A 25325-nucleotide genomic window follows, 5' to 3' on the forward strand; every position below is an offset into this window, starting at 1 on the left:
TAACAAGCTACCTCAAGAAAATTAAGAAAGACCTTGCGACATTAACCGGTCGCAGCATGGAGCAGCACTATCGAAAAAATAAATCGACCGCACTGAAGGTTCTGAAGCTTCTATACCGACTAGGCCGAGATCGATGGTCCGCAGATTTCCAGTCGATAGATTCCGGCCCGGGAAAATTTCAACTGTTCGATCTACTCAAATGGCCGGAGGGTGACGGACGAAATCGGTACTCGTTATCGCTGCGGGACGCGTTTCCCTATCAAAGTCCCTCTCCGAACTCCCAGTCCAAGTCAAGTGAAGAAGTATCAGCACTCTTCTCGGATCTCAAAAGCTACCTCAGCGTCGAGCTAGATGACGAGACCTACGAGGCGATTTCCAACCTACCAGAAGCACTGCATTGGCACCTCAACAACATCGAGCGAAACATCGAAAAACTCCTTCCCGACACTGGCCGAACCGAATACTGGGACGCGGTAAAAACCTATAGCTATCTCGCCGATCGGATAGATTTGGAGTTGGTGAAGTTCGATGTTCCCGCGGCAAACATCGCTCTAGATGAAGAACTCTTCCTGTACCTTCATACGCTTGAGTTTGCCCATTTCGTAGAGGCATATCCGCATCTGCTTGACAAGGCAGATCGGCAATGCGAGCTGGTCCCCATCGGCCCGGCGATTGACGAATTCGCAAAGGCGCTCACCGGGAATGATGCGCTAGGAATGTTTGACCCAATTGTCACCGACGAAGATTTTCCTCTTTTTTCCAAGTCCCAAGAAGAAATGCTTTGCCGCGCGGTCGGTTCAGCATTGCGTGAAGAATTCACGAAATCTTCCTTGAAGAAAGCGACACTACCTGCACTGCATTTAATGCAGACCTATCTCCTTTTCCGGAAACCGGCATTCGAACATAAGAATTTTTTCACCGTCAGTCTTCTCGAAATGATTGCTGCCCTTTGCTGCGTACGTCAAGAGCAGGCAAGAAGCGAAGGCGAGCGGACGAAACACCGGCCGTACTGGAAAGGCCAGCAAACACAGGGCGGCAGCATCCTGAGTTCGCTCAAGACATCCCCTTGGGACAACCATCCCGCAAAGTCCTCTGACGCCATTCCAGAGGAACATAGGCTGATTTGGACAAGCCGTTTCGAATGGTTCCTGGATGCGCTGCAAGGGCACACGGAACTCACGGTTCAGCGCTTCCGGTTTCGAAGCGCGTTGGCTCGCAAAGCGAAAGTGATCGCCAAGACGAACAACCGGGAGGGGATGCTCATTGCGATGGAAGGGCTCGGCAAGCTCACGTTTGAGTTGGGCATGCACTTCCTCCTTGGGGAGGAGGAGCCTCATCCCGTTCAGTAGTGGCGATTCGTTTAAGAAACTGCCCTTTTTGAAAATCCAGCGAGCCGCGAAGCTTCCCCCACTCCCGCCGGAATGGTCCGACGGGGTTCTAGGAGAAGCAAGTGAGCACTATCAAACCGTCCCACATGTCCGGCGCGCAGATCGATACGTGGCTGGGCATTGGCAAATCCACCCGCTATAGCTGGCAGGACCCAAAGTCGCCCTATCACGATCCGACTTGGCCGCTGGCGATCAAACTCGGCACGCGAAGAGCCACCTATGTCCTCAGCGAGGTCGAAGCCTGGCTGGCTGAACGCCCTCGCTCACGTCTCGTGGAAGGCCGGGGCGAGTGATGATCATCAAGTCCACGCTCCCACCCTTGCACGCCTCATCGCGTGTTGTGCGCAACGTCATCGCCGAGCAGGCCGCAACGGCGGCCGCGGAAATCTTCCTAGCTGGATTCCTAGATGGCTACATTTCCCAAGCCGTTGGCCCTTGCCTACTCGTCAAGACACCTTATGGCGAGTTGATCCCCGCCCTCGCCTACGTCACGGTCTTCGGCCCGGCTGGTGCCGGCAAGACCCCGATGGGCAAACTCTTTCGGAAACACTTCGACCAATGGCGTGAGGCCTACACCGACGGCACCATCGTGGCATGGCATGAGTACGAGGCAAACAAGGAGGCCTGGAAAGCGCAAAAGGCAGGCATTCTCAAGTCCATAAAGAAGAACGCCTCCCTCGGGCATCCCGCAGATGCCAGCTTGCAGCAGCGCCTGTTGGAGTTGGAAAAGAGCATTCCGAAAATGCCGCCATCTCCGCCTCACCGTTTCGAAAACACCACTTTTGCTCCCTGGATCGAGCAAGCCGCGAAGCATCCCGCGACCCTCTTCTACGCCGACGAAGGGGGCCCGATGTTGGCGGAAATGGAGAAGGACCTGATTGGGGCTTTGTGCAGTTCCTGGAGTGACATGCCGCCTAGCCACGCACGCAGCCATATGGGCGTGCAGGTTGTGCGCGCCATGCCCACCTTCATCCTGTCTATCCAGCGCAGCGTCCTCATGAGTTTTCTGTCCACATCAAAAGGAAAGTTCTACGTGGACAGTGGAAAGGCAAGCCGATCTTTGTACTACGGGGTCCACGAATCGGATTTCGCGCAGCAATCCTTCAGCCCTTCCGACACACGTGGCACTTCGGCGCTGCAGATCGTGCTCGATCGGGCGGAATACTTCTTCGACCTTCAAGACCGGTTGAACCAAAGCGGGTGGAAGGACCGAAAAGTCCAGGAGTTGTCGCAATCCGCCAAAAGGGAATTTCAGGACATCGAAAGGTACCTGCACGGTATCCGCCGAGGTGCGGCCAGCCCGGGCGAGTTAGCGGTCATCGACAAAGCTTCACAGAACATCCTGCGGCACGCGGCGCGGCATCATGAATTTGCCGGTATCGATGGGCCCATCGAGGCTTGCGAAATTGCTGATTCCGCAGAATGGGTCCTGTGGAGCTTGGACAACTATGTCGCCTTGACGGAGCACGGGCAAACCAGCGGGCGTAACGCCGAGAAAGATGCCGAAACCTTGTGGGATTTGATGCTGCATGGCTTGCGTGTGCGCGACTGCAAGGTCCCGAAGCGCCGATTGAGTGAGGAGGCCTTCAACATCGGTCTGGTGCGCTCCGCGCATTTCAACGAGGCCCTCGGTTTACTTTGCCAGCAAGGCGATGCAACCCTGAAGGATGGATACGTCTACTGGGACAGGCCGGATCGCTTGGGGCACCTCCTTTGTAAAGTTGGTAGCTACTAATCTCTGCTCACCTTTACGGCCTGAATGATTACGTACATTCACCAAAATTAAGATCCGTAGAAAGCAAGGAATTTCTTCGATCACTGATCGGAGAATCACCTTGCTTTTTCTCTTTGCGGACTTCTGGTTCTAACAAGGTTAATAGAAGCAACCAACACCAGGCCGCCAAGTCAACAAGCAAGAGGGGGAAATATAAGCCCTTCAAACACCCATTCACGAGTAAGGTGCGAAGGCAATTCCAAAGTGAATAGATCCATGAGCGACCGGGACTACCTTCAAGAAAATCGCAAAATGACAAACCTCTCTTCCGATGAGCTCATGCTGGGGGAAACGAAAGCAGGACGTTGCAAAAAATTTATCGGAGAAACATTAAACGTACAAAACTCCATATATGGGAACAACGGCGAACGCTACCGCATCCCCGTCAACGCAGCGCACCTCAGTGCGTTGGAGTCTTTCAGCAAGCGATTATTCGAAACAGACGATCTTCCCTATGAGATATACAAACGAAGAAATATCGAATTCGCTAATACCTTGAGGATGGCTCATGACATAAAAATGCTGCCCACCTACGCCCGAATATATAGCCCATCACTTTCGTTTCCACCAGACTTTGATCTGTTCTTCAAAACCTACCAACAGCACCCAATCAGACACTATTCACATGTTGATTGGGAAGCAGAAGAATTTGAATATCGAAATCTAAGCCCCCTCAATGAAGTAGGATCTGAGCACGCAAAAATTGCGAACAACTTTGTGCTGACGCTACGCGAAGCGGCCAAGAAGGAGCGACTCAAAAGCCGCATGAGCGATTGGTTAAGCGGGCCCAGGCGAAACAGGAACTACTTGAGGGATTTCATGATTGAGATGCTCGAGGAGCACAGTCGAATCATGGTTGTTGACGTAGTTTTTCTGTACAGAAAAGCTGCGTGCAAGAACAAGAGTGAGGCCTTTGAGCGCGGCCGCGAGCAGCAGCAACGTGCAGAGCGTGAATACCAGGCATACATGCAGGGTGCTGATTTCCATGAGACTCCTAGTCGTTGGGTGAGTCTTGCAGATGTGAAAGAAGACTTGCACCACTTCTTCAACAACATGCGAAACAAGCGAAGCCTCTTCAGCAAGGAAAAGTTCATCGACTATTTTGGCCGCATCGAGTACTCACGGGAGGCCGGCTACCATGTTCACGTTTGCTTTTTTTACAAAGGATCAAAAGCACAGCATGACATCTTCTACTCGCATGAGATCGGAAAATATTGGGAAAAGATTACGGCGGGGCGAGGCTACTACTTCAGTTGCAACGCGAAAGCTGCCGCAGGTGGCTACAAGAACGTTGGCATCGGCATTGTTGAACATGACGATTTCGACAAGATCAAGCACTTGTGGACGGCAGTGGACTATTTCGTCAAGGCTTCGCAGATCGTGCGCGTGAAGCAGACGGGCAAGGAACAGATGGTGCTGCACGGAAAGCGTCAAAAGCGCCAAGGGGAGAAGCCGGGCCGACCACGCGGCGCGGGTCTCTCAGGCTCCGAGTACCAGGCCAAACTGAGAGAAATCTTCGTCTAGAAAAAAAATTGATAGGCGCCTGCATGCACAGAACTATCCTTCAAGGGGATTGAGGCCGAGGCGGATAGTTCTGTACATCACCGCGAGCAGGTGAAATTTGGAAATTCCCCGGTTTGCGCTCGCTTTCAAGTGCCCCCAAAGCAGACCACGCCGCAGGCTCCTTAGATCATCACAAAGCTCACCACGAGGCCATGCCTTCCTCTTTGTGAAAATTTCTGAGAATTCCCTCGGCACCGTTTCTGTGCGCACTTGACCGGCCATTGCCCCCCTGCAAAGCAAGTATTTCAAAATAATAGGTTAAGATAAATTTCTCAAGAAAAGGATCTAAGCATGGCAAATGATATGGACATCACTAAACTGAGTTACGCTGAACTGCAAAAGTTGATTCAAGCGGCAGAAGCAGCGCGTGACGCCAAGCGCAGTGAAGAACTGAAGATAATCGTTGATGCTTGTGCGAAGAAGCTCCAAGCTGCGGGTTTCAGCATCAAAGAGGGCTTAGAGGAGCTTGCTAACTACGACACATCCACGCGTAAGCGGGCTGCGCGCGGCAGCCTTGTGAAAGTCGAAAAACCTTATCAAGACGGCGTCGTGTACCGTGGCCCGAATGGCGAAGAATGGACAGGGGGAAGCAAGGGACGGCAACCTGCGTGGCTGCGCGAATTGATGGCAGATGTAGAGGGCGATGCGCTGGCAAATAGGTTTTCTGGGATCGCAGTTCGATGACTAAAGAATAACAGCACCGGGGCTCCTGTGGGGCCCTGCATATTCATGGCCAACATGATTTCCCCCCTCACGGAGAGTTGCGCCTTCAACCTAGGCAAGCAACCAGCTTAGTAAACGCCTGACTGCTGTTTGATGTTCTGAAATAACAACATGGCAACTTCCAATCACCCCAAAGTCTTTATTTCCTACAGCTGGTCCAACGCCGACCATGAAAGATGGGTTCTTGAAATAGCGGAATCGCTGGTTCAAGCAGGCGTGAAGGTACTTTTTGACAAATGGGATCTGAGAGAGGGGCAAGACACGAACCATTTCATGGAAAAGATGGTTAATGATGCCACAGTGTCGAAGGTCGTGATTTTGGCCGACAGGTTATATGTTGAAAAAGCAAACGATCGAAGCGGAGGGGTTGGCACAGAAACTCAGATCATTTCTGCTGAAATTTACGCCAAACAGGATCAAACCCGCTTTGTACTGGTGGTTTGCGAAAGAGATGAAAACGGCAAGCCATTTCTTCCAACGTATTACAAGTCCAGAATTTACATTGATCTGAGTTCAGAGTCAGTCTATGCCTCAGAGCATGAAAAACTCATCCGTTGGATCTATGACAAGCCGTTGTACGTTCGCCCTGAGATAGGAGTTCGTCCGGGCTATCTGGATGAAGGTGAGCACCTTAATTTAGGAACGGGCATCCACGCGCGGCGCGCTCTGGACGCGATCATGAATGGGAAGCCGACCGCTCAGGGAGCTTTTAAGGATTACGCAAATGTCTTTCAGACGAATCTAGAGAGATTTAGAATCGCTCGCAAGAAAGACATGGTTTTCGATGAAGTCTTCAAGAAAAGTATCGACGATTTTCTACCCTTCAAGAACGAAGCCTTGTCGATTTTTTCGGCAATCGCCGCCTACTCTCAGAATTTACAATACGCTGACGATATACATTTTTTCTTGGAAATTGTTTACAAATACACTCAACGCCCTGGGCACATCAGCCAGCATTACGAAAGCGACTTCGACAACTTCAGATTCATCGTACACGAATTATTTTTGAGCATCTTCGCGATCTTCATCAAAAGCGGAAGGTTTGACTTAGCGGGAGAGTTGGTCAATCGACCATATTACCTGCCCAACTCCGCCCATTTTCAAAAAGAGCCGATGATGGATTTTTCGGCTTTCCTGGAGAATATTCGGTCTTTCGATGAAAGAAAGCGGCGACTTGAATCCGACAGAATCTCATTGCACGCAGACGAACTGGTAGCGCGAGTTGCAGCTTCGAACTTGAGCCCCGATGACATTTATCAAGCCGATATTGTTCTTTTCTTGCGAGCCCAAATCAAGGGTGGATTTTGGTATCCCGAGACTTGCATCTATGTCGGACGAAGAATGCGTCCGCTTGAAATTTTCGCACGCTCCATTTCACGAGCATATTTTGAAAAAATAAGACACCTACTTGGTGTAGCAGACTTGGCTGAACTGAAAGCCAAAATTGGCTCTCTCGCCAACAGTCACTCCAAGCTGGGGGCAGGTTTCCATACGGTAGACATCGCAGCCGTGACCGGCACAAGCCTTTTGGGAAGCCAGTCTTGAAAATCGCCTCCGGTGCGCCCGCCTGGGTTCCGGCAGTGGACTTGGTGATACCGTGTGCCCTGCTTATCGAGGCGGCGGCACCAAATACCTTGGCGCTCAATACAGTCGGAATTTCGAGCTGCTTGAGCGACTCGACGGCGCCACCAAGCCGTTTCGACCTTTCAGGCTTCGTTTGACCACCGTTTCAAGTATCGCCCGAAGAACGACCACGTTGTGATCCGACCGTACACAGGAAAAAAATCATCACCCCCAAACGGGGGTGATGATTTCCGCGCCGACGGCTTATGGTAATGGGCGGGAAACACCCATCACGACGTAGTCTGTCTCGCCGTTCAGCACAGGTGTTGAGGTCCCTTGCTTGGTGCTGACGATCAGATAGACATACGTGGTGACTTCGCCGACGGCGTACTTGTAGACCTTGCCACGAATCACCGCGCCGTTTTCCGCATCAACACGACCATTGCTGGTCAGCGCCTGAGCAAAATTCAAGTCGGGCTCATTGCTGTTTCCCGATGCGGTTTCAGTGAAGATGAACGCGCCATCTGCACGGATTTCCGAAGTGCCATAGGAAGCACAGTCTTCGTATTCCAAAAACTTCTTGTCGAACAGCTCAGTAGCATCGGTGACCTCTGTCAGTTCCGAGGACACGTACACATATTGACTGGCCATCTTGGGATTCATGCCCCCCTTGTTGGCCGTGCACAGTTGGCCAATCCGATTGCCCAGGAGCGACACATACCCGTTAAACGGACTGCCGGCACTCAGCGCACTCAGATTGCCCTCGGCATCGATACTGGCCTTCGCCGTGTAGCTACCTCGGTTCAGGTCGGGAATCGAAATGCCGAAGGTGTCATCCAGATTTTTGGAAGTGCCCATCTTGATCGCGGTCAAGTTCGGCGTGGTGTACGCCGTCAACGAGAACGCCTCTTTCGTCAGCGCCGTGCCGGATGCGGCCGCCTTGCCTGCATCAGCTTGCGTGACCCCCGCGGTCGTCAGAGCAACGCCATAGACCTCGAGAAGGCCGTCGACTGCATCACCCTTAGTGGCATTGAAGCCGGTGGTGATCGGGTCAAACCCATCAAGCAGGCTCAGCCTGCCCGGCAAAGTCGCGATGGCCGACTTGACCTTGCCGAGCGCATCCGAGAGCCCTGCCGGCGTGATCACGCCACTCAGTACGCCATTGGTGACACTGGCAAACCAAGCTCCGGGTTCTTGCCCGCTCAGAGCGGCCACGATCAGGTCGGTCAGTGGCGTGATGTTGGAAACACCAGGACCGCTGGCGATCGAATACAGCGACGTCGTGCGTTCGACGCCGCCGGCCGTGCCGCCGGACACCTGGATGACACAAGGGTAGTCGCTGTTGCGGGCGGACGTCTGCCAGGTCCCGGTGTTTTCCGTGACCGCCGTCATGGTGGTGCCGGAAGCGCACTTCATGGTGACCTGACCACCGACGATGGGAAGGCCGACAGCGGCGGTACCGCTGGATGTCACGGCGGGTTCTGGATTGGTCGTGGGAGGAATGGCCCCAATCGGGAAACCGACACCACCGCCAGATCCACCACCGCCGCCACCGCACGCGGCCAGGGCCGAAATCACGGCAGACGCTGCTGTCATTCGAATAGTGTTCTTGAGATTTTTCATTGATTGATGTTTTTCCAAATTGACTCCGGACATAGCCGGGGTCGAAAAGATGCAGGAGCAGTGCACTGCGCACGCTCCTGACATGACGATGCCGGCCTATCGGCCAAAGGAATAGGTGAACGTGCCCTGGTTGGTAGTCACGGAGACTTCCTTCACGCTGCACGAGTAGGCAAAGAGCTTGACGGCGTTGCCGAACTTGAACGTCAACGGCAAGGGGTCGATGCCACCCAACTTGCTCTTGCAGTTGCCTCGGTTCACCTCGAATCCCGTAAGGACGACCTCACCGGCTACGGATTCGAGTTGAACGACGGAGACGCCTTGGATGACTTGGACGGAGGCTTCAAAAGGGGGATCGCCCGCGTGGCAGGCGGTCGCCATGATGGCGATGATGGCGCCGGCCAAGGCCAACAGCCGCAATGGGTGTTTCAACGTTTTCTCCTTGGTAAAAATGTTGTCGGATGTAACCAACATGATACGTCGTTTTAGGGTGATAACCAACCTTTTGAGTCCTTCCTCTTGGCAAGGTGATGCCCAACCATTCCCGTTGGAAATGGAGGGCGTATGCCGCAAGAGGAAGAGAAGCGATTGGCCACTGCCGTAGGCCGGGCCATCGCGAAGCGACGTAACGCCAGTGAGCTCACGCAAGAACGGGTAGCCGAGCGCCTAGGGATCGGCGTGGAAGCGATGTCACGCATCGAGCGCGGTCTTGTGCTGCCCACCGTGCTGCGGCTGAGCGAGTTGGCCGAGATCTTCGAATGCAACATCGCCGAGTTGCTGACAGAAACCAGTTCCCGTGCGACTGACCAAGCGAGCCACTTGGCGCGGCTGCTGTCCAAGCTCGGCAGCACGGATCGGACGATGGTGGTGGGCATCGTCGAGACGTTGGCCGACCGGCTGGAGCAACGCCGCCTCTGATACGACGCCAGCACGCAGCCATCGTGCTCTAACCGGTGGGTGAGTCACCTGCTCGCCTCAGGTGTCCATCCGCCAACATGATCGTGGTGGTTTCCCGATCGGCCTCGGTCACGACCCAGATCACAACGTTGTCGGCGATGACATAGCGGGATAGCACACGCAGGCCCAGCAATAAGGCCAACTCGTTTTGCAGTGCGTCCTGCTCGGGGACATCGCCCCAATTGCCATGCAGATGGCGGGCGAGCAAGAGGACGCCTTCGGTTTCGGTTCTATCCAGGGCGGCCGAGGCGGCATCGGTGATGAACACCTTGCCGAGATGAAGACGCGGCACAGAACGTTCGGGTCCGACTGTGGAATGCGGCATGAGAAATCTCCAAAAGAAAGCCCGACCAGCCAAAGGCTGCCGGGCGGGGGATTGATGAGAAAAGGCAGCCCGTGTGCGCCGCGTAAGACGCAGGTGCCAGATAGCGAGCGCCTTGGGGGTCTCTGATGTGTTGAAGGAAAGACCTACCCGTGATGGCTAGAGGTCAGGTGACCCTCCCGGCCTGCCGAAGCTGTGGCCGCACGCCTGGCACTCGTAGTTGTCGAGCACATTGGTGTCGATGGCTTCGCCAACCGCGGCCCCGGCGGCGCAGCCGGCCGCACCACCGAACAAGGCCCCCATGAGGGCGCCAGCCAACCCTCCAAGGAGGGAACCTGCGGGGCCGGCGACCAAGCCAAGGGCGGCACCGGCTTCGGCGCCCCCGAGTGCCGCAGCAGCACTACCGGCAGCCCCAGCGGCAGTGCCTACCGTGCTGCCTATCTTGCGGGCGTAGTTGTGGGCGGTGATCTCGGTAGAGTTGCATCGGGGGCAAGCAGAAGGGTGAGTCATATCGGTCTGATGTAGGTGTTGAGTGACTGGGGGTACCTCGATGCACAGGGCGCTCGTCAAAATGGGTCTCTTCTTGGTGGCCGATCCAGGTACATCGCGCCATTGACGCTCGCTCGGTGAACCTCCTCCTCGAGCGCACGATGAATTTGGTCCAACCGATGGGGATCGCCCTGCTTACGAGCCAGACCGGCGCAGTCCACGCGCCGAAAGAAGGCTTCGTCAAGCTCGAGCAAAGCGCCCTGCTCTTCGGCGGACATGACCTTGCGCACGGTTGTCATGAGCGCACCTCCTTGAAGAAGATCCCCTCGACACGCTTGGCGCCGCTGCCATGGGCTGGGAAGCCCACGACGGCAGCGCGATCACGTTGCTGGCAGATGCCGCAATTCAAGCAATCGGAATTGCCGGTGCTCGCAGGGCACACGATCACCTGACGCCCTGCCGGCGTCCGAGTCGGTTTGATGACGCCCTGCGGCAGCACCACGACCACCGGCGCGATGCCAAGGTCGACATACGCGTCGGCCTGCGTCAGGGTCTCGGCACTGAGGTTGACCGTGAAACCCAGCCGGTTGGCGTTGAGGATCGCCGCCTGGTTGGCGGGTGTCGGCGGGTAGTGGGTGTACGTGAATCCACGCCGCCCCCTGTTGGCCATGGCCAGCCGCGTGAGCATTCGGGCATCGATGACACCGGGCGCTTCGGGCGTCAAGTCACCCGCTTGGTTGTGGCGCCACAGGGCACGGCGCCGCAAGGTGGCGATCTCCCGGAGCAACTCGTCGAAGGTGCAACCTCGTCGCCCCTCGGACACGTGACGCCAATGAATGGCCAAGGGACCGCTTTCGGCATAGCAGCCACTGCCCTTGAAGCTGCAACTCGGCGGGCACGAGTTCGCACTCGTCGTCGTCACCGGGATCGGCCCTGTCTTGTAGTTGCGACTGACGCGCACCAGGTGATAGGTGCAGGCGTCATCTTCGACGTGCGCACTGGGAGAGTGATGCCGTCGCTTTTGCGACGAACGCGTTAGGTTCGGGCGAGCCTGTACCCGCGCCATGATCGAGATGGACAAAGTTGATCCTCTATGTTGTGAGCGCAGCCGTTGACGGCGACGCCATGAAGTGCCGGCCCCAAAGGGCGAGCCAGACCCACGCGCACGTCCACCACGCTCCAGGCCAGAGAGGCCGGGGCGTGGTGGGTGCGTGTGTGGGGATGAAGGCGGACCGGGAGGTCCGATGCGGGGCGCGGGGCCCTCTTTCTTTTTGTGTGTGCAGCTGCGGCGAGTCAGCTGCCGCAGCGAGTCAACGCTCGTGCGTGGGCGACTCTGCGGGTGGTCGGCCTGCGTCGTTGCGGCCAAGCCTTCTGGCCAGCTTGTCCCGGACCTCGACGGCACAGCCATGCCAGGCATGGCCGCTGACCATGGGTGTGTCCAGTGTCTCGGGTTCCATTGCAGCCACGCGCCTGGCGTACTGCTCCAGCGCCTGCATCACGAACGCCTGGATGAGCGCGCCATGGGCGCTGAACTCCATCAGCTCGGTGACGAATTCAACGTTGGTCGACGGCATGCTCGCCCACCTCATTCACCTCATTCACCTCACAGACCTCACATGTCGACTGCAGGATCTCGAAGCCGGCATCGGCAATGAGACCCGGATCGAGCAACATGACCAGGTCATCCGAGATGCCAGAGCGCATCGACGTCCACACCTCATCGTCCAGGCCCTCCTCGCGTGCTCGGCGTTGCGCAGAGCGGCGCAATGCATCCTCATCGAAGACGGCAAGCTCGATGCTGAAGACAACCACTGTACGGGGCATGGATGCCGTGCCACTCATGCGCCCTCCCCGGTGTCGATGGGCGCGATCTCCGCGCCGAACGCCAACGCCGCGTTGTCAGAGCTGGGAGGCCCGTTCTGTCGAATCCACCAATCGGGCGGGCTGTACGGCACGGTCATCACGCCCAAATAGCCGCCTTGCGAAGCGTAGCCCACCACCTTGGCGCGGCCGATGCCGTTGATGCGGATGATCACGTCTTCGCCAATCGAGGGAACCTCGAAGTCGGCAGACCACTTGAATACGTCTTGGGCGAAGGGGTCGCGGGTATGGGGCGGCACTGTGGCGTGCCGTCGGAATCTGGTTTTCATGGATGTTTCTCTTGTGAATGTTTTTCTTGTGACGGCAACACCGTCGCGCTGCCGAGTTGTCTGGATTTCAGACGGAAGGCGAAGCCGTCGCTTTCGCGTGCGACCTCCCATCCGCGACGCCCGAGGCTGCGACGCAGCACGTAGGTCTGGTAGCCGTAAGAGATGCGTGCACCCTGGCGAATGGCTGCACGCTTGGCAGTTCGAGCGATGTGAAAGGCACGAACCTTCTCGCGCCACGCCCCGGCATAGGGCCCCACGGGGGGATCCGCCTGTGTCAGGAATGACAGGGGACAGTCGTAGTAGCAAGGCCCACAGGTCTCGTCCAAGCACTTGACGGCCGCTTCGCCGTTCTTGCAGTCGATGAGCGTCAGGCCGATCCACTTGCGCCCGGCGCGCTCGCCACTACGGACCTGGGCCAAGAACCACAGCCGATTGCCGATCACGCGATGTGCAAGCACCGTGGAAGAAGCGCCAACGCTGACCAGTTCATCGTGAACGGCCTGGTCCTTGGTGGCGCGGTAGACGATGGTCCCCATGTCAACGGCCTGGCGCGAAGGATGGCGCTCGCCCAAACCAAGTGGCAGCCATCGAAGAGACCAGCAGAAGAAGAATGTCGAAAAGGAAAAGCAGGAGGTGGTGCATTGGGTAGACGTAAAAAAACCGCACGAAGCGGGTTGGGTTGATGTTGAGAGTCGTTTGAAGTGAAAGGCTGCAAGGGACTGTCATGGAGCCTGCGTAGCTTCTGGACGGAACGCAGCATCGCTATCACGCCCAGACACCCACAGCCAACCCATGACGAAAGCCCCCGCCTCGCTCTCGCAGACCAACGAGGCGTTCGCGTCGATCTGGATGTCGTCGTCCTGGTAGAGGTCGATGGCGCGTTCGATCAGTTCTGCATGACGCACCCTGTCTTCGGCGTTGCCCTGCAAGTGCCGGTCCAACGCATTCACGGCCTCGGCAAGATCGCCATGCTCCCAATGCGCCACGACCCCGCGGGCCAGGCGTTCAAGCAGGTGCATGGCATGCCTCAACACCGTGGACATAGGCCTCGATGCGTGCGTACTCTGCTGGAGACGATGCCTTGAGGATGTCGATCACCTTCAAGTGCAGTGGCGTGGCCCGGGTCCAGACCCTCAGCCAGGCGGCCGCATCGTCGGGCAGCACACCGTCGCCCTCGTCAGGGCTGTCGATGCGCTCGAGCCGAAGCTCGAGGGTTTCGTGCGAGTGCATGAAAAGCGACCAACCCTCGGCACAGGCCTCGGCGTTCTCTTCAGCGCTGAGCAAGGAGTCGCCGTCTTCCGACTCCAACTCCGACTCCCGCGGCAAGGCGTCGTTGTACTCACGCGCCGAAGCAACGATCTCGCGCATCGCCTGCGGCCCCATCGCATCGGCGGCCTCGCGTTGCGCATCGTCGATCTCGCTGCGCTCCACGGTGCCACCGCCGCCGTTGGCGATGTCGGCGATCTCGTAGGCACGCGCCACGCTGTGCGCGCAGTGAATGGCCCTTTGCAGCTGATGCCCGGTGTACACATTGCCTCCCAGCAGGTACTCGCCATCGGGATCGATAGAGATGGAAGTCACGCAAGGGGATGCTGAGCGGTTCAAGGCCATGGGAAGACCTCGAACTCCAGAACAGCTGGCAGCACCAAGTTGCCTGGGGCGACTTCCAGGGCCTCGCATTGATATGTCTGCGCCAGTCGCAGCAGCCGGCGCAATGCATGCCACCCCAGCACCTGGGCCGCGGCGATGTTGTCGGCCGTGACATCGGCACGCCAGCTGAAGTCGTCGAGCTCGACAATTTGCAGGCCGGCACGATGCAATGACGAAGATTCGTCGTACTCGCTGGCTTGGAACTCGGTCCGGAGTTGATTCGCGATCTCCCATGGAAGATGGTGCGCACTGACGCGCAGCGTTCGGCCGATGCAGCGATGAAGGCCTACTGACTGCAACGCAGAAGGCCCGGGGCCCCATGGGGCGGAAAGGGTTGATTCGTTGTTCATTTCGATTCGGATTGTTCAAATGAGAGAAAGAAAGAGGAGGAGAAAGGAGTGGGCAAGAGGAAAGGTCGGCACGCCATCAGCGCTGGAGTGCGATGCCCCAAGGTCGCGTCAGGACACCTGTCAAGAATCGCTCGCCGACGCGGCACAATCTGCGCATGACAACAAAGCAGGAACTGCCCGACGAGGCATTGAGTGCAATGGCCATCGAGTGGCGCAGGAAGGCCCTGACGGGAGACCTTCACGCACGCGGCATCGCTCACGAATTCGAGACAGAGTTGCGCCGGCGCGCCGGGGCACCATTCACGAACTACGACACCCTGGATCTGCGCCCCCTGGAGATGAGATCAGCGCCACGCCGGTGGTGGACGTTCTGGCGGGAACACCAATAGGATGGCAGGGCATGCGCGCCAGACCGCGGCCAAGTTCGACGCATCACTGCATCGGGACATCCTCATCTCGCGCAGGCGGCGCCCGGTCGGACTCGACTGCGCGCCAAAACACGCGCTCCTGTTTGATGAGCCGTGAAATCTCGGCCTCTTCGCGTTCGATGCGATAGATCTGCAGGTCCCGACCACCCAGCAACACGACGACATCGGCGGCGTATTGGCCGGTGACGGCAAGCAAGTGCATGACCCGAAGCCGTATGTAGTCGGGGACACCGTTCGCCCACAAGGGTGCGACGTCCATGCCGATACACAGGCACTCAAGAAGCTGGACATCGGGTGCGTCCATGACCTCGCGCGTGGCGGTGGCGAGCATCCACGGGTGCTTTGGATGCCGCAGCGTGGCGTTGATTTGCCGGACCTTGCGTCCGGTCCTGTGGGTGTAGTGCGCGGCCACGATCGGCTCGAGCAAACGGCCCCAATACCCGAGGCTGTCGTCCTGGAGCTGCACTGGATGCAACAAGTCCTGCCGACCCGTCTTCTCCATCCAGAGGCGGATCTGGGATTTGAAGGGATCCTGGCCGAGGACAGCGGCGGCCTCGCGGTTTCCGATACCGGCTTCTGGGAGTTGGAGTCTGTCGAGTTGGCTATCAACGATCGCCGTTGGTTCAGTCCCCCTCGACGTTGAGACCAAGTGCAGCGTCGCGCACTTTGTGGTGGCACGGCTCGTAGTTCGCAAACGTTCAGCACGTGTGTACATCTTGTTTTCCTTGAAATGAGTGCCCATAGCCAAAAGCCCCGTCCTCCTGATGGAGGGACGGGGCTTCTGGGGAAGGGATGTGTTGGTGAGGTGGTAGCGAGGTTGGCTGTCTCCCTCAAGTAGTGAGCGCAAGCGCGCGGTCCAGCGCGCGCTGTTTCAGTGCGGCATCCTGAGCGAACCAAGCACTGTCGAGACGGTACTCGCGGCTGCGGGCACGCCGCTCGTGATCGACGTACTCGGTCATTGCACTCAGCAGGCCCCAGGCCGTGCCGCGAGCGGCCGCGAGCTCGGCGCCACGGCCCCGCCCCTCGTAGAGCTCCAGAACCTTCCGCGCCGCCAACGTGCGCGGCACGGATTGCGTATCGGTCTTGGACACATTCGGCTGTCGCCGGCGTCGGCCATAGTTTCGATGGGGTGTGCCATGAAGGAATTTCCTTTTCAAGATTGGGTGAGACGTGGTCACTCGTCTGGTGACGCCAGACGGCACAAAGCCCAGCGCGGCGGGAACCGGGCTGGGCTTTGTGGGCAAGGATGAACTTTCTACTGTCTATCCGGTGTAGTCATATGTGGCTGAAAAATTCTGGAATCCCAAGAACCATCGGCGATTGCAACGCATCCGCACACGCACCAAGCGCGCCAAGCTAGAGGTTCTGCATCTGCAGCGTCCGACGAGACCTTGATCGAGTAAGTTTCTCCCGAAATCACCACGATTTTTCTGATTTGAATCACTTCCATCGAGCGACTGGCTCAGCGCAATGCGTAAACTGAAGCCGGCGCACACTCACGCTGCCGAACCCTCTTCAACCATTCCCATTGAAAGAACTCCTGTTTTGAACAAGACCGATCTCATCGCTGCCATCGCCGCGGACACCGAATTCAGCAAGACCGATGCCGCTCGAGCACTCGAGTCCGTCATTGAGAATCTCTCGCGCGCGCTGGCACGCGGTGATACCGTGCAGTTGATCGGCTTTGGCACATTCACGGTATCCAGTCGTCCCGAACGCTCAGGCCGGAACCCATCAACTGGTGAGCCGATGACCATCAAAGCCAGCAAATCGCCCAAGTTCTCCGCCGGCAAAGCCCTGAAGGATGCTGTCAATACGGTCATTTGAGGCGCCTCGTTGACCTGGGCATGAGCCGAATCAGATTGAATCCGAAGTGACAGTCCCAGTTTGATCGATGTTCGGCTGAGCCGGTTCGTACATCGCGATCACTGACCCCATTAACCGTCGCTTTTCGCAGCACTTCCACATCCGGCTTCGCATCGGCCAGCCCCTTGCGAAGCCGGCTGTTCTCAGCTTCCAGTTCTGCCACTGGGCGACGAAGTGGCTGTGCAGAGTTCGTCTCGGGCACCGGCGGCAAGTCCACCGGCCTGCGCTTTCCAAGCCTTCGCGCAGCCTCATGATCGCCCACCGAATCGCACAGCCTGATCGCTTCGATCTTGAACTCGTCCGTGTATTGCCGCTTGGACACATTGCCGTCTCTCATTTCGTTTCTCCGTACTTCAGAAGTTATCAACTTCTTGCTGCACGTGAAATCGAGGCACGGTCACAAGGACGATTGACGATGCCCGCGTCGATGCCGTGATCGCCAAGACGCAGGAGAGCGTGCCACGCGGCGCGACGCACTGGAGCACCTGCACCATGGCCAGCCAGCGCAGCCGGGCTTTCGCAGACAGCCGCCTCACGCATCTGGCGCGCCTTCGGCTTGCAGCCGCACCGTCAAGAGACATTCAAACTGTCCACCGATCCGATCGTCCGTATTGAGACCAAGAAACCCGCATGCCACGCTCAATCAACCCTTCTGTTCTGTAGTGGCGCGTTTACAGCGCGGCCTATACAGATCAGGGACTTGGCGGAGTTGGCGTCGAACTCGGGGGGCAGGTCAAGTCATGCAAGGACAGCTTCTGGTACAGCGCCGCGCGCGAGATGCCGAGCGCACGCGCTGCGGCGACCTTGCTGCCGCCGTGGGTTTTCAGTGCGGCGGCGATCGCCAGGCGTTCGGCGGCCAGCACGGCTTCGGCCAGCGGCCGCACAACCGTGTTGGCCTCTGGCTCAGCCGGAGCCCGCTCGATGGCCGGCTTCTGCTCGGGCAGCACGGCAGCGACATGCGCGGCCTCTAGGTGTGGTGTATCGCTCTGTAGCAGAGCGCGTTCCAGCGTGTTGCGCAGTTCGCGCACATTGCCCGGCCAGTCGTATCGCTCTAGCAGGGCCAGGGCTTCTGCATCAATGTCTATGGTCTGTCCCACCCTGGCACCGATGTCTTCCAGCAGACGCTCCACCAGCAGCGGAAGGTCGTCCAGCCGCTCGCGCAGCGGCGGCAGCTTGAGCGCCAGGACGGCTAGGCGGTAGTACAAGTCAGCGCGGAAGTGGCCCTCAGCAACGCGCTGGCCCAGGTCCAAGCTGCTCGCCGCGATCACCCGAACGTCCAGCCGCAGCAAGCGGTTGGCGCCCAGCGGCTCGATCTCCTGCTCCTGCAGCACGCGCAGCAGCTTGGGCTGCAGGGCCATGGGCATGTCGCCGACTTCGTCCAGGAACAGCGTGCCGCCGTCAGCCAACTTGAACTTGCCATCGCGGCCGCGGCGATCGGCACCGGTGTAGGCGCCGGGAGCCACACCGAACAGCTCTGCCTCCAGCAGCGACTCGGGAATAGCTGCAGCATTAATGCTAACGAAGGGCCGCGCAGCGCGTGGGGACACATGGTGAATGGCATGGGCCAGCAGTTCCTTGCCAGTGCCAGTCTCGCCGTACAGCAGCACGTTGGCGTCGAGTTGGGCCGCGCGGCGGGCCTGGCGCTTGATCTCGTTGGCCGCGGGCGAGACACCCAGGAACGACGCCAGGCTGTAGCGCGCGCGCCGATTTTCGGCCAGCTCACGTTCAGCGGCTTGCAGCCGCGCCTGCAACTGCTGCATCTTGGCCATGACAGGCTTGAGCCCTTCGACCCGCTCGTACAGCACAAAGCCAATGGCACCGACCAGCGTGCCGCCCTCGTCGCGCAGCGGCAGACGCGTGACCACCACGTGCTCCTCGCCCAGCCGCATGATGTCCACCACGATGGGCTTGCCGCTGCGTGCGACTTCGCGCAGTGCGCTGTCGGGGATGATGTCTTCGATGGGCTGGCCCAAGGCCAGGCTGGGATGGGACAGGCCGACCCGACGCGCGTACTTGTCGTTGATCCAGGCCACGCGCGCGTCCATGTCGACCGCCACCGCGCCTTCGCACAGGTCTTCCAGGCGGGCGAATAGCGAGCGCATGGCCAGCGCGCGGATCGATCCGGCGCTATGGCCCAACACGCTATTGGGCCAGGCCTCGGTTTGCACCAATGTACTCATTGCGTTCTCCGGCTCTTGTCTTCTCGTTGTTGTCGGGGCGGGTCGGATAGCACCTTTACCCCATGTCTTGGGCACTGTACATCCGACTCCAGTAGTGTCCAGTTTCATGGACATTGCTGCGCCGCAGGTCGCCCGCAGTGGCCGCAATTACCCAGGTTAACCCTTGATTTTGGAGTGACTGACCAAGATTTGAGCCCTGGCACGGTCTTCGCAGAAGTAAGGGCATTCGCCCCCTGTAGGAGACAAGACTCATGCTTGGCATCGCTGGTATTTTTGCGTCTTTGGCGCTGCTTATCTTCTTGGCCCATCGCGGCTGGAACGTCATCTTCATTTCCCCCATCTGCGCGGCCGTGGCGATCGCCTTCAACCTGGGCGACCTGCCGTTCTTTGCCAGCTACACGCAGATCTTCATGCCCGCGCTGGGCAGCTACTTCGCAACCTACTTCCCGCTGTTCCTGCTGGGCGCTGTGTTCGGCAAGCTGATGGACGAGTCGGGCGCGGCGCGCGCCATCGCCCACCAGATCGTGCGTTGGGTCGGCGGCGAGCGCGCCATCCTCGCCGTGGTCCTGGCCTGCGCGCTGCTGACCTATGGCGGCGTGTCGCTGTTCGTGGTGGCCTTCTCGGTCTACCCGATCGCGGCCTCGCTGTTCCGCGAGGCACAGATCCCTAAGCGGCTGATCCCGGCCGCTATCGGCCTGGGTAGCTTCACCTTCACCATGGTGGCGCTGCCGGGCACCCCGGCCATCCAGAACGCAATCCCGATTCCGTTCTTCAAGACCACCATCTACGCAGCGCCCGGCATGGGTCTGGTGGCGGCCATGTTCATGTTCGCCACCGGCATGCTGTGGCTGTCGCGGCGCACGGCCGCCGCACGCAAGGCGGGCGAAGGCTATGGTGAGCACAAGGAGGAGTTCGCGGCGGTGGACAACTCCAACTTACCCTCATTTTTCCTGGCGCTGCTGCCCATTCTGATGGTGATTTGCCTGAACTTCCTGCTCTCCAAGTACGTGATCCCGGCCTTAGACCACAGCGAGCTGGCCACGGCCAAGTTCAAGAACATCGACCTCAAGAAGGTGCTGGCCATCTGGGCCATCATCGGCGCCATGCTGGCCGCCATCGTGGTGTTGGCCGTGACCAACCGCAAACGCATCGTCGACCTGCAGGGCGCCATCAACAAGGGTACGTTGGGCTCGCTGCTGCCCATGACCAACACTGCGTCCGAGGTGGGCTACGGTGCCGTGATCGCCGCGCTGGCGGCTTTTGCTGTGGTGCGCGAGGGACTGCGCTCGGTGGCGTCCGACCCTGTGATCTCACTGTGGCTGGTGGTCACCGTGCTGGCCGGCATGACCGGCTCGGCCTCGGGCGGCATGAGCCTGGCACTGGGCGCCATGGGCGAGTACTACGTCAACGCGGCGCAGGCCGCGGGCATCAACCCGGAGATCATGCACCGCATCGCCGCCATGGGCTCGGCGGCCATGGACATCCTGCCGCACAACGGCGCGGTGATCACGCTGCTGGCCATCTGCGGGCTGACGCACCGCCAGTCCTACTTCGACCTGTTCGTGGTAGGTAGCCTGACGGCGTTCGCAGCCAGCATCCTGGTACTGGGTCTGTACCTTACCGTGGGGGTGTTCTGACCATGGCGCGCCTGTTCCTCACGCTGTGCATCGCGGCAGCGCTGCTGGCTGGCCGCGCCCAAGCCCAGGCTCTAGCTCTGGCCCCTGCACAGGAGCTGCGCCTGCTGGCGGCCGAGCTGCCCCCCTATACCTACCAGGTGCCATCGGCCTCGGTCTCGGCCTACCCCGGGCCCGGGCGCGGCGTACTGCACGCGCTGGTTCAGGAGCTGGCAGCCCGCGTCGGCCATTCGGGCCGCATTGAATACATGCCCTGGTTCCGTGCGCAGGAGATTGCGCGCCAGGGGCCGCGCGTCGGCATCCTGGCGCTAACACGCTCGCCTGAGCGCGAGCCGCACTACCGCTGGATGGTGGAGTTGATGACCGACGATTTGGTGTTGGTGGGCTCGCCCGGTGTGGACGTATCGGACCTGGCACGCGTCAAGGACCAGCCGGTCGGCGTGCTCGAATTCTCCAGTGCCGAGGCGCTGGCGCGTTCGCTGAACTTCAGCAAGCTCTCACCACAGCGCGAGGAATGGATGAACGCCAAACGCATGAAGGACCGGCGCATCGACGCCTGGATCGCGCCACGCGCCATGGTCGTGCACGCCGTGCGCGAGGTGCGCGGCAACCTGGACCTGCTGCAGTTCGGCCAGGTGATCCGGCCTTCGAGGCTGTACCTGGCCAGCTCGCGCGACTACTCGCAGGACGAGGCCGCGCAGTGGCAGGCGGCCTGGGCCGCCATGCAGGCCGATGGCACAGCCGCGCGCATCGTGCGCGAGCAGATGCAGACCGAGGTGGACCCGGTCGAAGACCACAAGCGCCGCATCCGCGAAGAGCCGTTCAACTGACATTCGGCACCGCCAAAGAACAAGAGGAGACAAGCATGCATGACCCGGCACAGGGCGCGGCCGCCGCGCAACGCAGCAAGATCGTCACCGCCGCGCAGGCCGTGCGCCTGATCCGTGACGGCGACACGGTGGCCACCGGCGGCTTCGTCGGCATCGGCTTCGCCGAGGAGATCGCTATCGCGCTCGAGGAGCTGTTCCTTGCGTCGGAGGACGAGCATCCCCAGGCCCACGGAAAACCGCGCAACCTCACGTTGGTCTACGCGGCCGGACAAGGCGATGGCAAGCACAAGGGCCTGAACCATCTGGCGCACGAAGGCCTGGTCAAGCGCGTGGTCGGCGGGCACTGGGGCCTGGTGCCAGGCCTGCAGCAGCTGGCTGTGTCCAACCGCATCGAGGCCTACAACCTGCCGCAGGGTGTGATCTCGCACCTCTTCCGCGACATCGCCGGCGGCAAGCCCGGCCACCTGTCCAGCGTGGGCCTCGGGACCTTCGTCGACCCGCGCCACGGCGGCGGCAAGCTCAACGCGAAGACCACGCAGGACATCGTTCGGCTGATGCCCATCGATGGTCGCGACTACCTGTTCTACCAAGCCTTCCCCATCGACGTGGGCATCATCCGCGGCACCACGGCCGACCCGGACGGCAACATCACCATGGAGAAGGAAGCGCTGACGCTGGAGGCGCTGGCCATCGCCATGGCCGTGCGCAACTCTGGCGGCACGGTCATCGTGCAGGTTGAGCGCCTGGCCGAGCGCCATGCGCTGCCGGCGCGGCAGGTCAAGATCCCCGGCGTGCTTGTGGACTGTGTCGTAGTGGCCAAGCCCGAGAACCACTGGCAGACCTTCGCCGAGCCCTACAGCCCGGCCTTCAGCGGCGAGCTGCGCGTGCCGCTGGCCGGCACCGCACCCATGGCCATGGGCTCGCGCAAGACCATCGCGCGGCGTGCGGCCATGGAGCTGCATGCCAACAGCGTGGTGAACCTGGGCATCGGCATGCCGGAGGGCATCGCCGAAGTGGCGAGCGAGGAGAAGGTGATCGACCTGCTGACCCTGACGGCCGAGCCCGGCGTGATCGGCGGCGTGCCAGCCGGCGGCCTGAACTTCGGCGCCGCCGTCAATACGCAGGCCATCATTGACCAGCCCTACCAGTTCGACTTCTACGACGGTGGCGGCTTGGACATCGCCTTCCTGGGCCTAGCCCAGGCCGACCGCGAAGGCAACCTCAACGTCAGCAAGTTCGGCCCCAAGCTGGCCGGTGCGGGCGGCTTCATCAACATCAGCCAGAACGCCAAGCGGGTGGTGTTCGTGGGCAGCTTCATGGCCGGCAACACGAAGAAGTTCGTGCACCAGGTCGAGCACCGCACCTTCAGCGGTCGCATCGCGGTGCAGCGCGGCCAGCGCGTGCTGTACGTGACCGAGCGCTGCGTGTTCCGCCTGTGCGCCGATGGGCTAGAGCTAGTCGAGATCGCGCCCGGCGTGGATCTGCAGCGGGACATCCTGGAATGCATGGACTTCGTGCCCGTGATGCACGCGCCCCCGATGCCGATGGATGCACGCATCTTCGCTACCGCAGCCATGGGGCTGCGCGAGGACATGCTCGGCGTGCCGCTGGAGCAGCGCTTTGCCTACGACGCGAGCAAGAACCTGCTGTTCGTGAACTTCGAAGGGCACACCGTACGCTGCATGGCCGATGTCCAGGCCATTCGCGAGCAGGTGGTCCGGCGCGTCGGGCCGTTGGGCCACCGGGTGGACGTGGTTGTCAACTACGACCACTCCACCATCCTGCCGGACGTGCTGGACGCCTACTCGGAGATGGTGCGCAGTCTGGTCGAGCAGTACTACCGCAGCGTAGCGCGCTACACCACCAGCGGTTTTCTGCGCATGAAGCTGGGCGATGCCTTAAAGCAACGTGGCGTCGCACCGCACATTGTTGAAAACGCAGCGCAGGCGCGCGCGACCATGGTGGATCAAAACTGAGCTGTGCAAGGCAAGGCCGCGTTGGCTCGCCACGCAAGAAAATTCGTGCTCGCAGCGGCTGCGCGAACTGGGCTTGCCTGCACGCTGTTCGGGCACGTATCCATCGAAATCTGGCGTCGCGAATCGCTGCGTGGCCGCCGCCTTTTTCGCGGCCAGGTTGAAGCCGATCGCCGGTTCAGTCGATCGCGTCGAAAGAGCGCGCAGGCCTTGCCGGGGCCATCAGGAAATCTGAATCGTCAGCTTGACCTGCGCCGTTCCTATCGGAACACTACTGGGCAGTCCAGCCGCCATCCATGGCAAGGCTGATGCCGGTCATGTTGTTGCCCGCATCGCTCGCGAGAAACAGCACGGCGGCAACAATCTTCTCGGGGGTAGTGAACCGTCCGCCGGGCTCCTTCCCAGTCAGCAGCGTTGCCGTTGCATCTTGATAGGACAGACTCTTGCGCTCCATGTACTTCTGGATCTGAGTTTCGACCAGCGCCGTCTTCACCCACCCTGGGCAGGTCGCGTTGCAGGTGAGGTCCGATTTGGCATTCTCGAGCGCAATGGTCTTCGTCAAACCCACCACTCCGTGCTTCGCGGCGACATATGCGGCCTTCTCCGCGGATGCCACCAGTCCGTGCGCTGACGCGATGTTGATGATCCGCCCATGCTGGCGTTTCTGCATTCCTGGTAGCACCGCTGCACTGGTGTGGAACACCGAGGGAAGATTGATCGCGATGATGTCGTCCCACTTTGAGACCGAGAAGTCCTCGACGCGAGCGGTGAACTGAATGCCAGCATTGTTGACAAGCAGGTCGACATCGCCCATCGAGCTTTCCACGTCCGTGATGAGCAGCCGCGCTGCCCAGGAGGATCGCAAGTCAGCATCAAGATACTTCGGTGAGTCTGCACGGGGCACTCCTGTGGAAACTTGATCAATAGCCCTCGCCACTTCGTCGGCTGGCCAAGTACATCCGCCCGGTGAGCAAGCGCAAGATTCCGAGCCTACTGTGAACCATCACCTTGCCCTTCTCAGTTGGAATTCTTGGACCGAAGCTGTGAGTCCTCTTTGAGGCGCAGTTGCTCTCGGCGCGCAGCAATTGCCAGCAAGCGGGCCTCCTCCCATCTATTCCGCCTGTCTTGGCAAGCCAATAGCGGGGCAACCCGTCAGCGCTCTTGATGCAAGAAACTCCTGGCATGCCGGAGTTTTTGTTCTTTCTCAGGATCTCGACAACTGCAATGGGTTTTGACAACGTCCGTCGCGATCGGCCCGCCGTTCCTTTCAAAGCATCTGGCGCCTTCACCGCATTCACCCCCACGCTTTGTTCTGCCGGATGAACCTTTCTGAGCCCTTTCATTTGCTTCAACTGCTTCTCGCGCTCTGCAATCGCCAGGCACTCAGCCTGGGCCGCTCCGTAGCGCTTCACGCCAAAGGACTTGGTCAACAAGCGATCCGCGTTCACACGGGTGAGCGCGTGCCAACTCATGATTTCGCGGTTGGCGTTCAAGCGGAAGGTCACGCCGGAGACGCCGCTTTTTTTAGTCTGGTGCAGTTTCTGCGCCAGTTCACGTCGCTCTGGCGGCGAATGTTGGCGCACGATCTCGTCCCGGTAGGCCTGCGCGCACGCCAGTGCAGCGGGCTCGCCGCCATACCGGCTGAAGGCGCTCCCCCTCAGGAACCTCTTGCCGCCGCGGGACAGCGTGACTCGCCAGTTGTTGGACATGCGTACGCTGCCATACATCGCCGGCGCATGGCAGTAGTTATGGTCGCTCGGCGCCGAGGCCCGCTCGTGCGTGACCGTAGCCCCTCGACCTGCTTCCGCGCAGGCATCGCTTGCGATGCTGCGTGGGTTCTGTTTCATACGGCTTACTTAGACGTT

The 25325-nt window shown here is 59.6% G+C and carries 30 protein-coding genes and 2 pseudogenes; 14 read left to right on the forward strand and 18 right to left on the reverse strand.

Annotation, left to right across the window (positions count from 1 at the left end; all coding sequences use genetic code 11):
- The first annotated feature begins 56 nt into the window (after positions 1-56).
- From ACAM52_RS22015 to ACAM52_RS22040, 6 genes are all read left to right on the forward strand, one after another.
- The gene (locus ACAM52_RS22015; RefSeq protein ID WP_369644600.1) at positions 57-1349 is read left to right on the forward strand and encodes a hypothetical protein; all 1293 of its coding nucleotides are present in this window, start codon (positions 57-59) and stop codon (positions 1347-1349) included.
- 101 nt (positions 1350-1450) lie between these two features.
- On the forward strand, positions 1451-1681 hold the full coding sequence (locus tag ACAM52_RS22020) for a helix-turn-helix transcriptional regulator (RefSeq protein ID WP_369631496.1): 231 nt from the start codon (positions 1451-1453) through the stop codon (positions 1679-1681).
- Positions 1681-3123: a DUF3987 domain-containing protein gene (locus tag ACAM52_RS22025; protein ID WP_369631495.1), complete on the forward strand. Its 1443-nt coding sequence runs from the start codon at positions 1681-1683 to the stop codon at positions 3121-3123. The genes ACAM52_RS22020 and ACAM52_RS22025 overlap by 1 nt, the downstream gene beginning before the upstream one ends.
- A gap of 255 nt (positions 3124-3378) precedes the next feature.
- Positions 3379-4686, forward strand: a complete 1308-nt coding sequence (locus tag ACAM52_RS22030; protein ID WP_369631494.1) for a hypothetical protein — start codon at positions 3379-3381, stop codon at positions 4684-4686.
- A 330-nt stretch (positions 4687-5016) separates the two neighbouring features.
- A complete protein-coding gene (locus tag ACAM52_RS22035; RefSeq protein ID WP_369631493.1) occupies positions 5017-5409 on the forward strand; it encodes an H-NS family nucleoid-associated regulatory protein in 393 nt (130 codons plus the stop codon).
- 150 nt (positions 5410-5559) lie between these two features.
- The gene (locus ACAM52_RS22040) at positions 5560-6993 is read left to right on the forward strand and encodes a toll/interleukin-1 receptor domain-containing protein (RefSeq protein WP_369631492.1); all 1434 of its coding nucleotides are present in this window, start codon (positions 5560-5562) and stop codon (positions 6991-6993) included.
- A 282-nt stretch (positions 6994-7275) separates the two neighbouring features.
- On the opposite strand, the gene ACAM52_RS22045 is transcribed toward ACAM52_RS22040, so the two are convergent.
- Positions 7276-8634 (reverse strand): hypothetical protein, encoded by a 1359-nt coding sequence (locus ACAM52_RS22045; protein WP_369631491.1) that lies wholly within the window; start codon positions 8632-8634, stop codon positions 7276-7278.
- Between the two features lie 96 nt (positions 8635-8730).
- Entirely contained in the window at positions 8731-9105 is a 375-nt protein-coding gene (locus ACAM52_RS22050; RefSeq protein WP_369631490.1) for a hypothetical protein, read from the reverse strand.
- 90 nt (positions 9106-9195) lie between these two features.
- Here ACAM52_RS22050 and ACAM52_RS22055 point away from each other — a divergent pair, with 90 nt between their 5' ends.
- Positions 9196-9549: a helix-turn-helix domain-containing protein gene (locus ACAM52_RS22055; RefSeq protein WP_369631489.1), complete on the forward strand. Its 354-nt coding sequence runs from the start codon at positions 9196-9198 to the stop codon at positions 9547-9549.
- A gap of 28 nt (positions 9550-9577) precedes the next feature.
- Here the strand turns inward: ACAM52_RS22055 and ACAM52_RS22060 are convergent, their stop codons facing one another.
- From ACAM52_RS22060 to ACAM52_RS22090, 7 genes are all read right to left on the reverse strand, one after another.
- Positions 9578-9913 carry a hypothetical protein gene (locus ACAM52_RS22060; RefSeq protein WP_369631488.1) on the reverse strand — a complete coding sequence of 112 codons (336 nt, stop codon included), beginning with the start codon at positions 9911-9913 and terminating at the stop codon, positions 9578-9580.
- A 563-nt stretch (positions 9914-10476) separates the two neighbouring features.
- Positions 10477-10698, reverse strand: a complete 222-nt coding sequence (locus ACAM52_RS22065) for a hypothetical protein (RefSeq protein WP_369631487.1) — start codon at positions 10696-10698, stop codon at positions 10477-10479.
- Positions 10695-11480 carry a hypothetical protein gene (locus ACAM52_RS22070; protein WP_369631486.1) on the reverse strand — a complete coding sequence of 262 codons (786 nt, stop codon included), beginning with the start codon at positions 11478-11480 and terminating at the stop codon, positions 10695-10697. The genes ACAM52_RS22065 and ACAM52_RS22070 overlap by 4 nt, the downstream gene beginning before the upstream one ends.
- A gap of 229 nt (positions 11481-11709) precedes the next feature.
- Complete coding sequence (locus tag ACAM52_RS22075) at positions 11710-11973, reverse strand: hypothetical protein (RefSeq protein WP_369631485.1); 264 nt, start codon at positions 11971-11973, stop codon at positions 11710-11712.
- Entirely contained in the window at positions 11954-12241 is a 288-nt protein-coding gene (locus ACAM52_RS22080) for a hypothetical protein (protein WP_369631484.1), read from the reverse strand. The genes ACAM52_RS22075 and ACAM52_RS22080 overlap by 20 nt, the downstream gene beginning before the upstream one ends.
- Positions 12238-12549 (reverse strand): hypothetical protein, encoded by a 312-nt coding sequence (locus ACAM52_RS22085; protein WP_369631483.1) that lies wholly within the window; start codon positions 12547-12549, stop codon positions 12238-12240. The genes ACAM52_RS22080 and ACAM52_RS22085 overlap by 4 nt, the downstream gene beginning before the upstream one ends.
- Positions 12546-13085 carry a hypothetical protein gene (locus ACAM52_RS22090; protein WP_369631482.1) on the reverse strand — a complete coding sequence of 180 codons (540 nt, stop codon included), beginning with the start codon at positions 13083-13085 and terminating at the stop codon, positions 12546-12548. Before ACAM52_RS22090 ends, ACAM52_RS22085 begins: the two co-directional genes overlap by 4 nt.
- Between ACAM52_RS22090 and ACAM52_RS22095 the strand changes: the two genes are divergently transcribed.
- Positions 13084-13254: a hypothetical protein gene (locus tag ACAM52_RS22095; RefSeq protein WP_369631481.1), complete on the forward strand. Its 171-nt coding sequence runs from the start codon at positions 13084-13086 to the stop codon at positions 13252-13254. The genes ACAM52_RS22090 and ACAM52_RS22095 overlap by 2 nt on opposite strands.
- Positions 13255-13271: 17 nt before the next feature.
- On the opposite strand, the gene ACAM52_RS22100 is transcribed toward ACAM52_RS22095, so the two are convergent.
- The 3 genes from ACAM52_RS22100 to ACAM52_RS22110 are packed head-to-tail and all read right to left on the reverse strand — an operon-like array spanning position 13272 to position 14549.
- Positions 13272-13568, reverse strand: a complete 297-nt coding sequence (locus ACAM52_RS22100) for a hypothetical protein (protein ID WP_369631480.1) — start codon at positions 13566-13568, stop codon at positions 13272-13274.
- A complete protein-coding gene (locus ACAM52_RS22105; RefSeq protein ID WP_369631479.1) occupies positions 13555-14130 on the reverse strand; it encodes a hypothetical protein in 576 nt (191 codons plus the stop codon). Before ACAM52_RS22105 ends, ACAM52_RS22100 begins: the two co-directional genes overlap by 14 nt.
- Before the next feature lie 20 nt (positions 14131-14150).
- Positions 14151-14549, reverse strand: a complete 399-nt coding sequence (locus ACAM52_RS22110; protein ID WP_369631478.1) for a hypothetical protein — start codon at positions 14547-14549, stop codon at positions 14151-14153.
- A gap of 155 nt (positions 14550-14704) precedes the next feature.
- On the opposite strand from ACAM52_RS22110, the gene ACAM52_RS22115 reads away from it, so the two are divergent.
- Complete coding sequence (locus ACAM52_RS22115) at positions 14705-14938, forward strand: hypothetical protein (protein WP_369631477.1); 234 nt, start codon at positions 14705-14707, stop codon at positions 14936-14938.
- A 43-nt stretch (positions 14939-14981) separates the two neighbouring features.
- Here ACAM52_RS22115 and ACAM52_RS22120 read toward each other — a convergent pair whose 3' ends face one another.
- Both ACAM52_RS22120 and ACAM52_RS22125 read right to left on the reverse strand, forming a co-directional pair.
- A complete protein-coding gene (locus ACAM52_RS22120) occupies positions 14982-15692 on the reverse strand; it encodes a YqaJ viral recombinase family protein (protein ID WP_369631476.1) in 711 nt (236 codons plus the stop codon).
- Between the two features lie 115 nt (positions 15693-15807).
- Positions 15808-16029: pseudogene (locus ACAM52_RS22125) on the reverse strand (DUF932 domain-containing protein); the annotation flags it as partial.
- A gap of 493 nt (positions 16030-16522) precedes the next feature.
- Here ACAM52_RS22125 and ACAM52_RS22130 point away from each other — a divergent pair.
- Positions 16523-16804 carry an HU family DNA-binding protein gene (locus tag ACAM52_RS22130; RefSeq protein WP_369632730.1) on the forward strand — a complete coding sequence of 94 codons (282 nt, stop codon included), beginning with the start codon at positions 16523-16525 and terminating at the stop codon, positions 16802-16804.
- Here ACAM52_RS22130 and ACAM52_RS22135 read toward each other — a convergent pair.
- Positions 16797-17180 carry a transposase gene (locus ACAM52_RS22135; RefSeq protein WP_369631475.1) on the reverse strand — a complete coding sequence of 128 codons (384 nt, stop codon included), beginning with the start codon at positions 17178-17180 and terminating at the stop codon, positions 16797-16799. The two genes, ACAM52_RS22130 and ACAM52_RS22135, sit on opposite strands and share 8 nt — an antisense overlap.
- An 86-nt stretch (positions 17181-17266) precedes the next feature.
- Between ACAM52_RS22135 and ACAM52_RS22140 the strand changes: the two are divergent.
- Positions 17267-17444, forward strand: a pseudogene (locus ACAM52_RS22140) (IS630 family transposase); the annotation flags it as partial.
- A gap of 91 nt (positions 17445-17535) precedes the next feature.
- On the opposite strand, the gene ACAM52_RS22145 reads toward ACAM52_RS22140, so the two are convergent.
- A complete protein-coding gene (locus tag ACAM52_RS22145; RefSeq protein ID WP_369631474.1) occupies positions 17536-19023 on the reverse strand; it encodes a sigma-54 interaction domain-containing protein in 1488 nt (495 codons plus the stop codon).
- 251 nt (positions 19024-19274) lie between these two features.
- Between ACAM52_RS22145 and ACAM52_RS22150 the strand changes: the two genes are divergently transcribed.
- The 3 genes from ACAM52_RS22150 to ACAM52_RS22160 are packed head-to-tail and all read left to right on the forward strand — an operon-like array spanning position 19275 to position 23463.
- A complete protein-coding gene (locus ACAM52_RS22150; protein ID WP_369631473.1) occupies positions 19275-20660 on the forward strand; it encodes a GntP family permease in 1386 nt (461 codons plus the stop codon).
- Positions 20661-20662: 2 nt separating this feature from the next.
- Entirely contained in the window at positions 20663-21487 is an 825-nt protein-coding gene (locus tag ACAM52_RS22155; protein ID WP_369631472.1) for a transporter substrate-binding domain-containing protein, read from the forward strand.
- A gap of 35 nt (positions 21488-21522) precedes the next feature.
- Complete coding sequence (locus ACAM52_RS22160; protein ID WP_369631471.1) at positions 21523-23463, forward strand: acyl CoA:acetate/3-ketoacid CoA transferase; 1941 nt, start codon at positions 21523-21525, stop codon at positions 23461-23463.
- A 268-nt stretch (positions 23464-23731) separates the two neighbouring features.
- Here the strand turns inward: ACAM52_RS22160 and ACAM52_RS22165 are convergent, their stop codons facing one another.
- Both ACAM52_RS22165 and ACAM52_RS22170 read right to left on the reverse strand, forming a co-directional pair.
- Entirely contained in the window at positions 23732-24325 is a 594-nt protein-coding gene (locus ACAM52_RS22165) for an SDR family oxidoreductase (RefSeq protein WP_369644601.1), read from the reverse strand.
- Between the two features lie 55 nt (positions 24326-24380).
- Positions 24381-25307, reverse strand: a complete 927-nt coding sequence (locus ACAM52_RS22170) for a hypothetical protein (RefSeq protein ID WP_369631469.1) — start codon at positions 25305-25307, stop codon at positions 24381-24383.
- Positions 25308-25325 lie beyond the last annotated feature (18 nt).

It is taken from the genome of Variovorax sp. V118, assembly GCF_041154445.1.
Lineage (GTDB): Bacteria > Pseudomonadota > Gammaproteobacteria > Burkholderiales > Burkholderiaceae_C > Variovorax > Variovorax boronicumulans.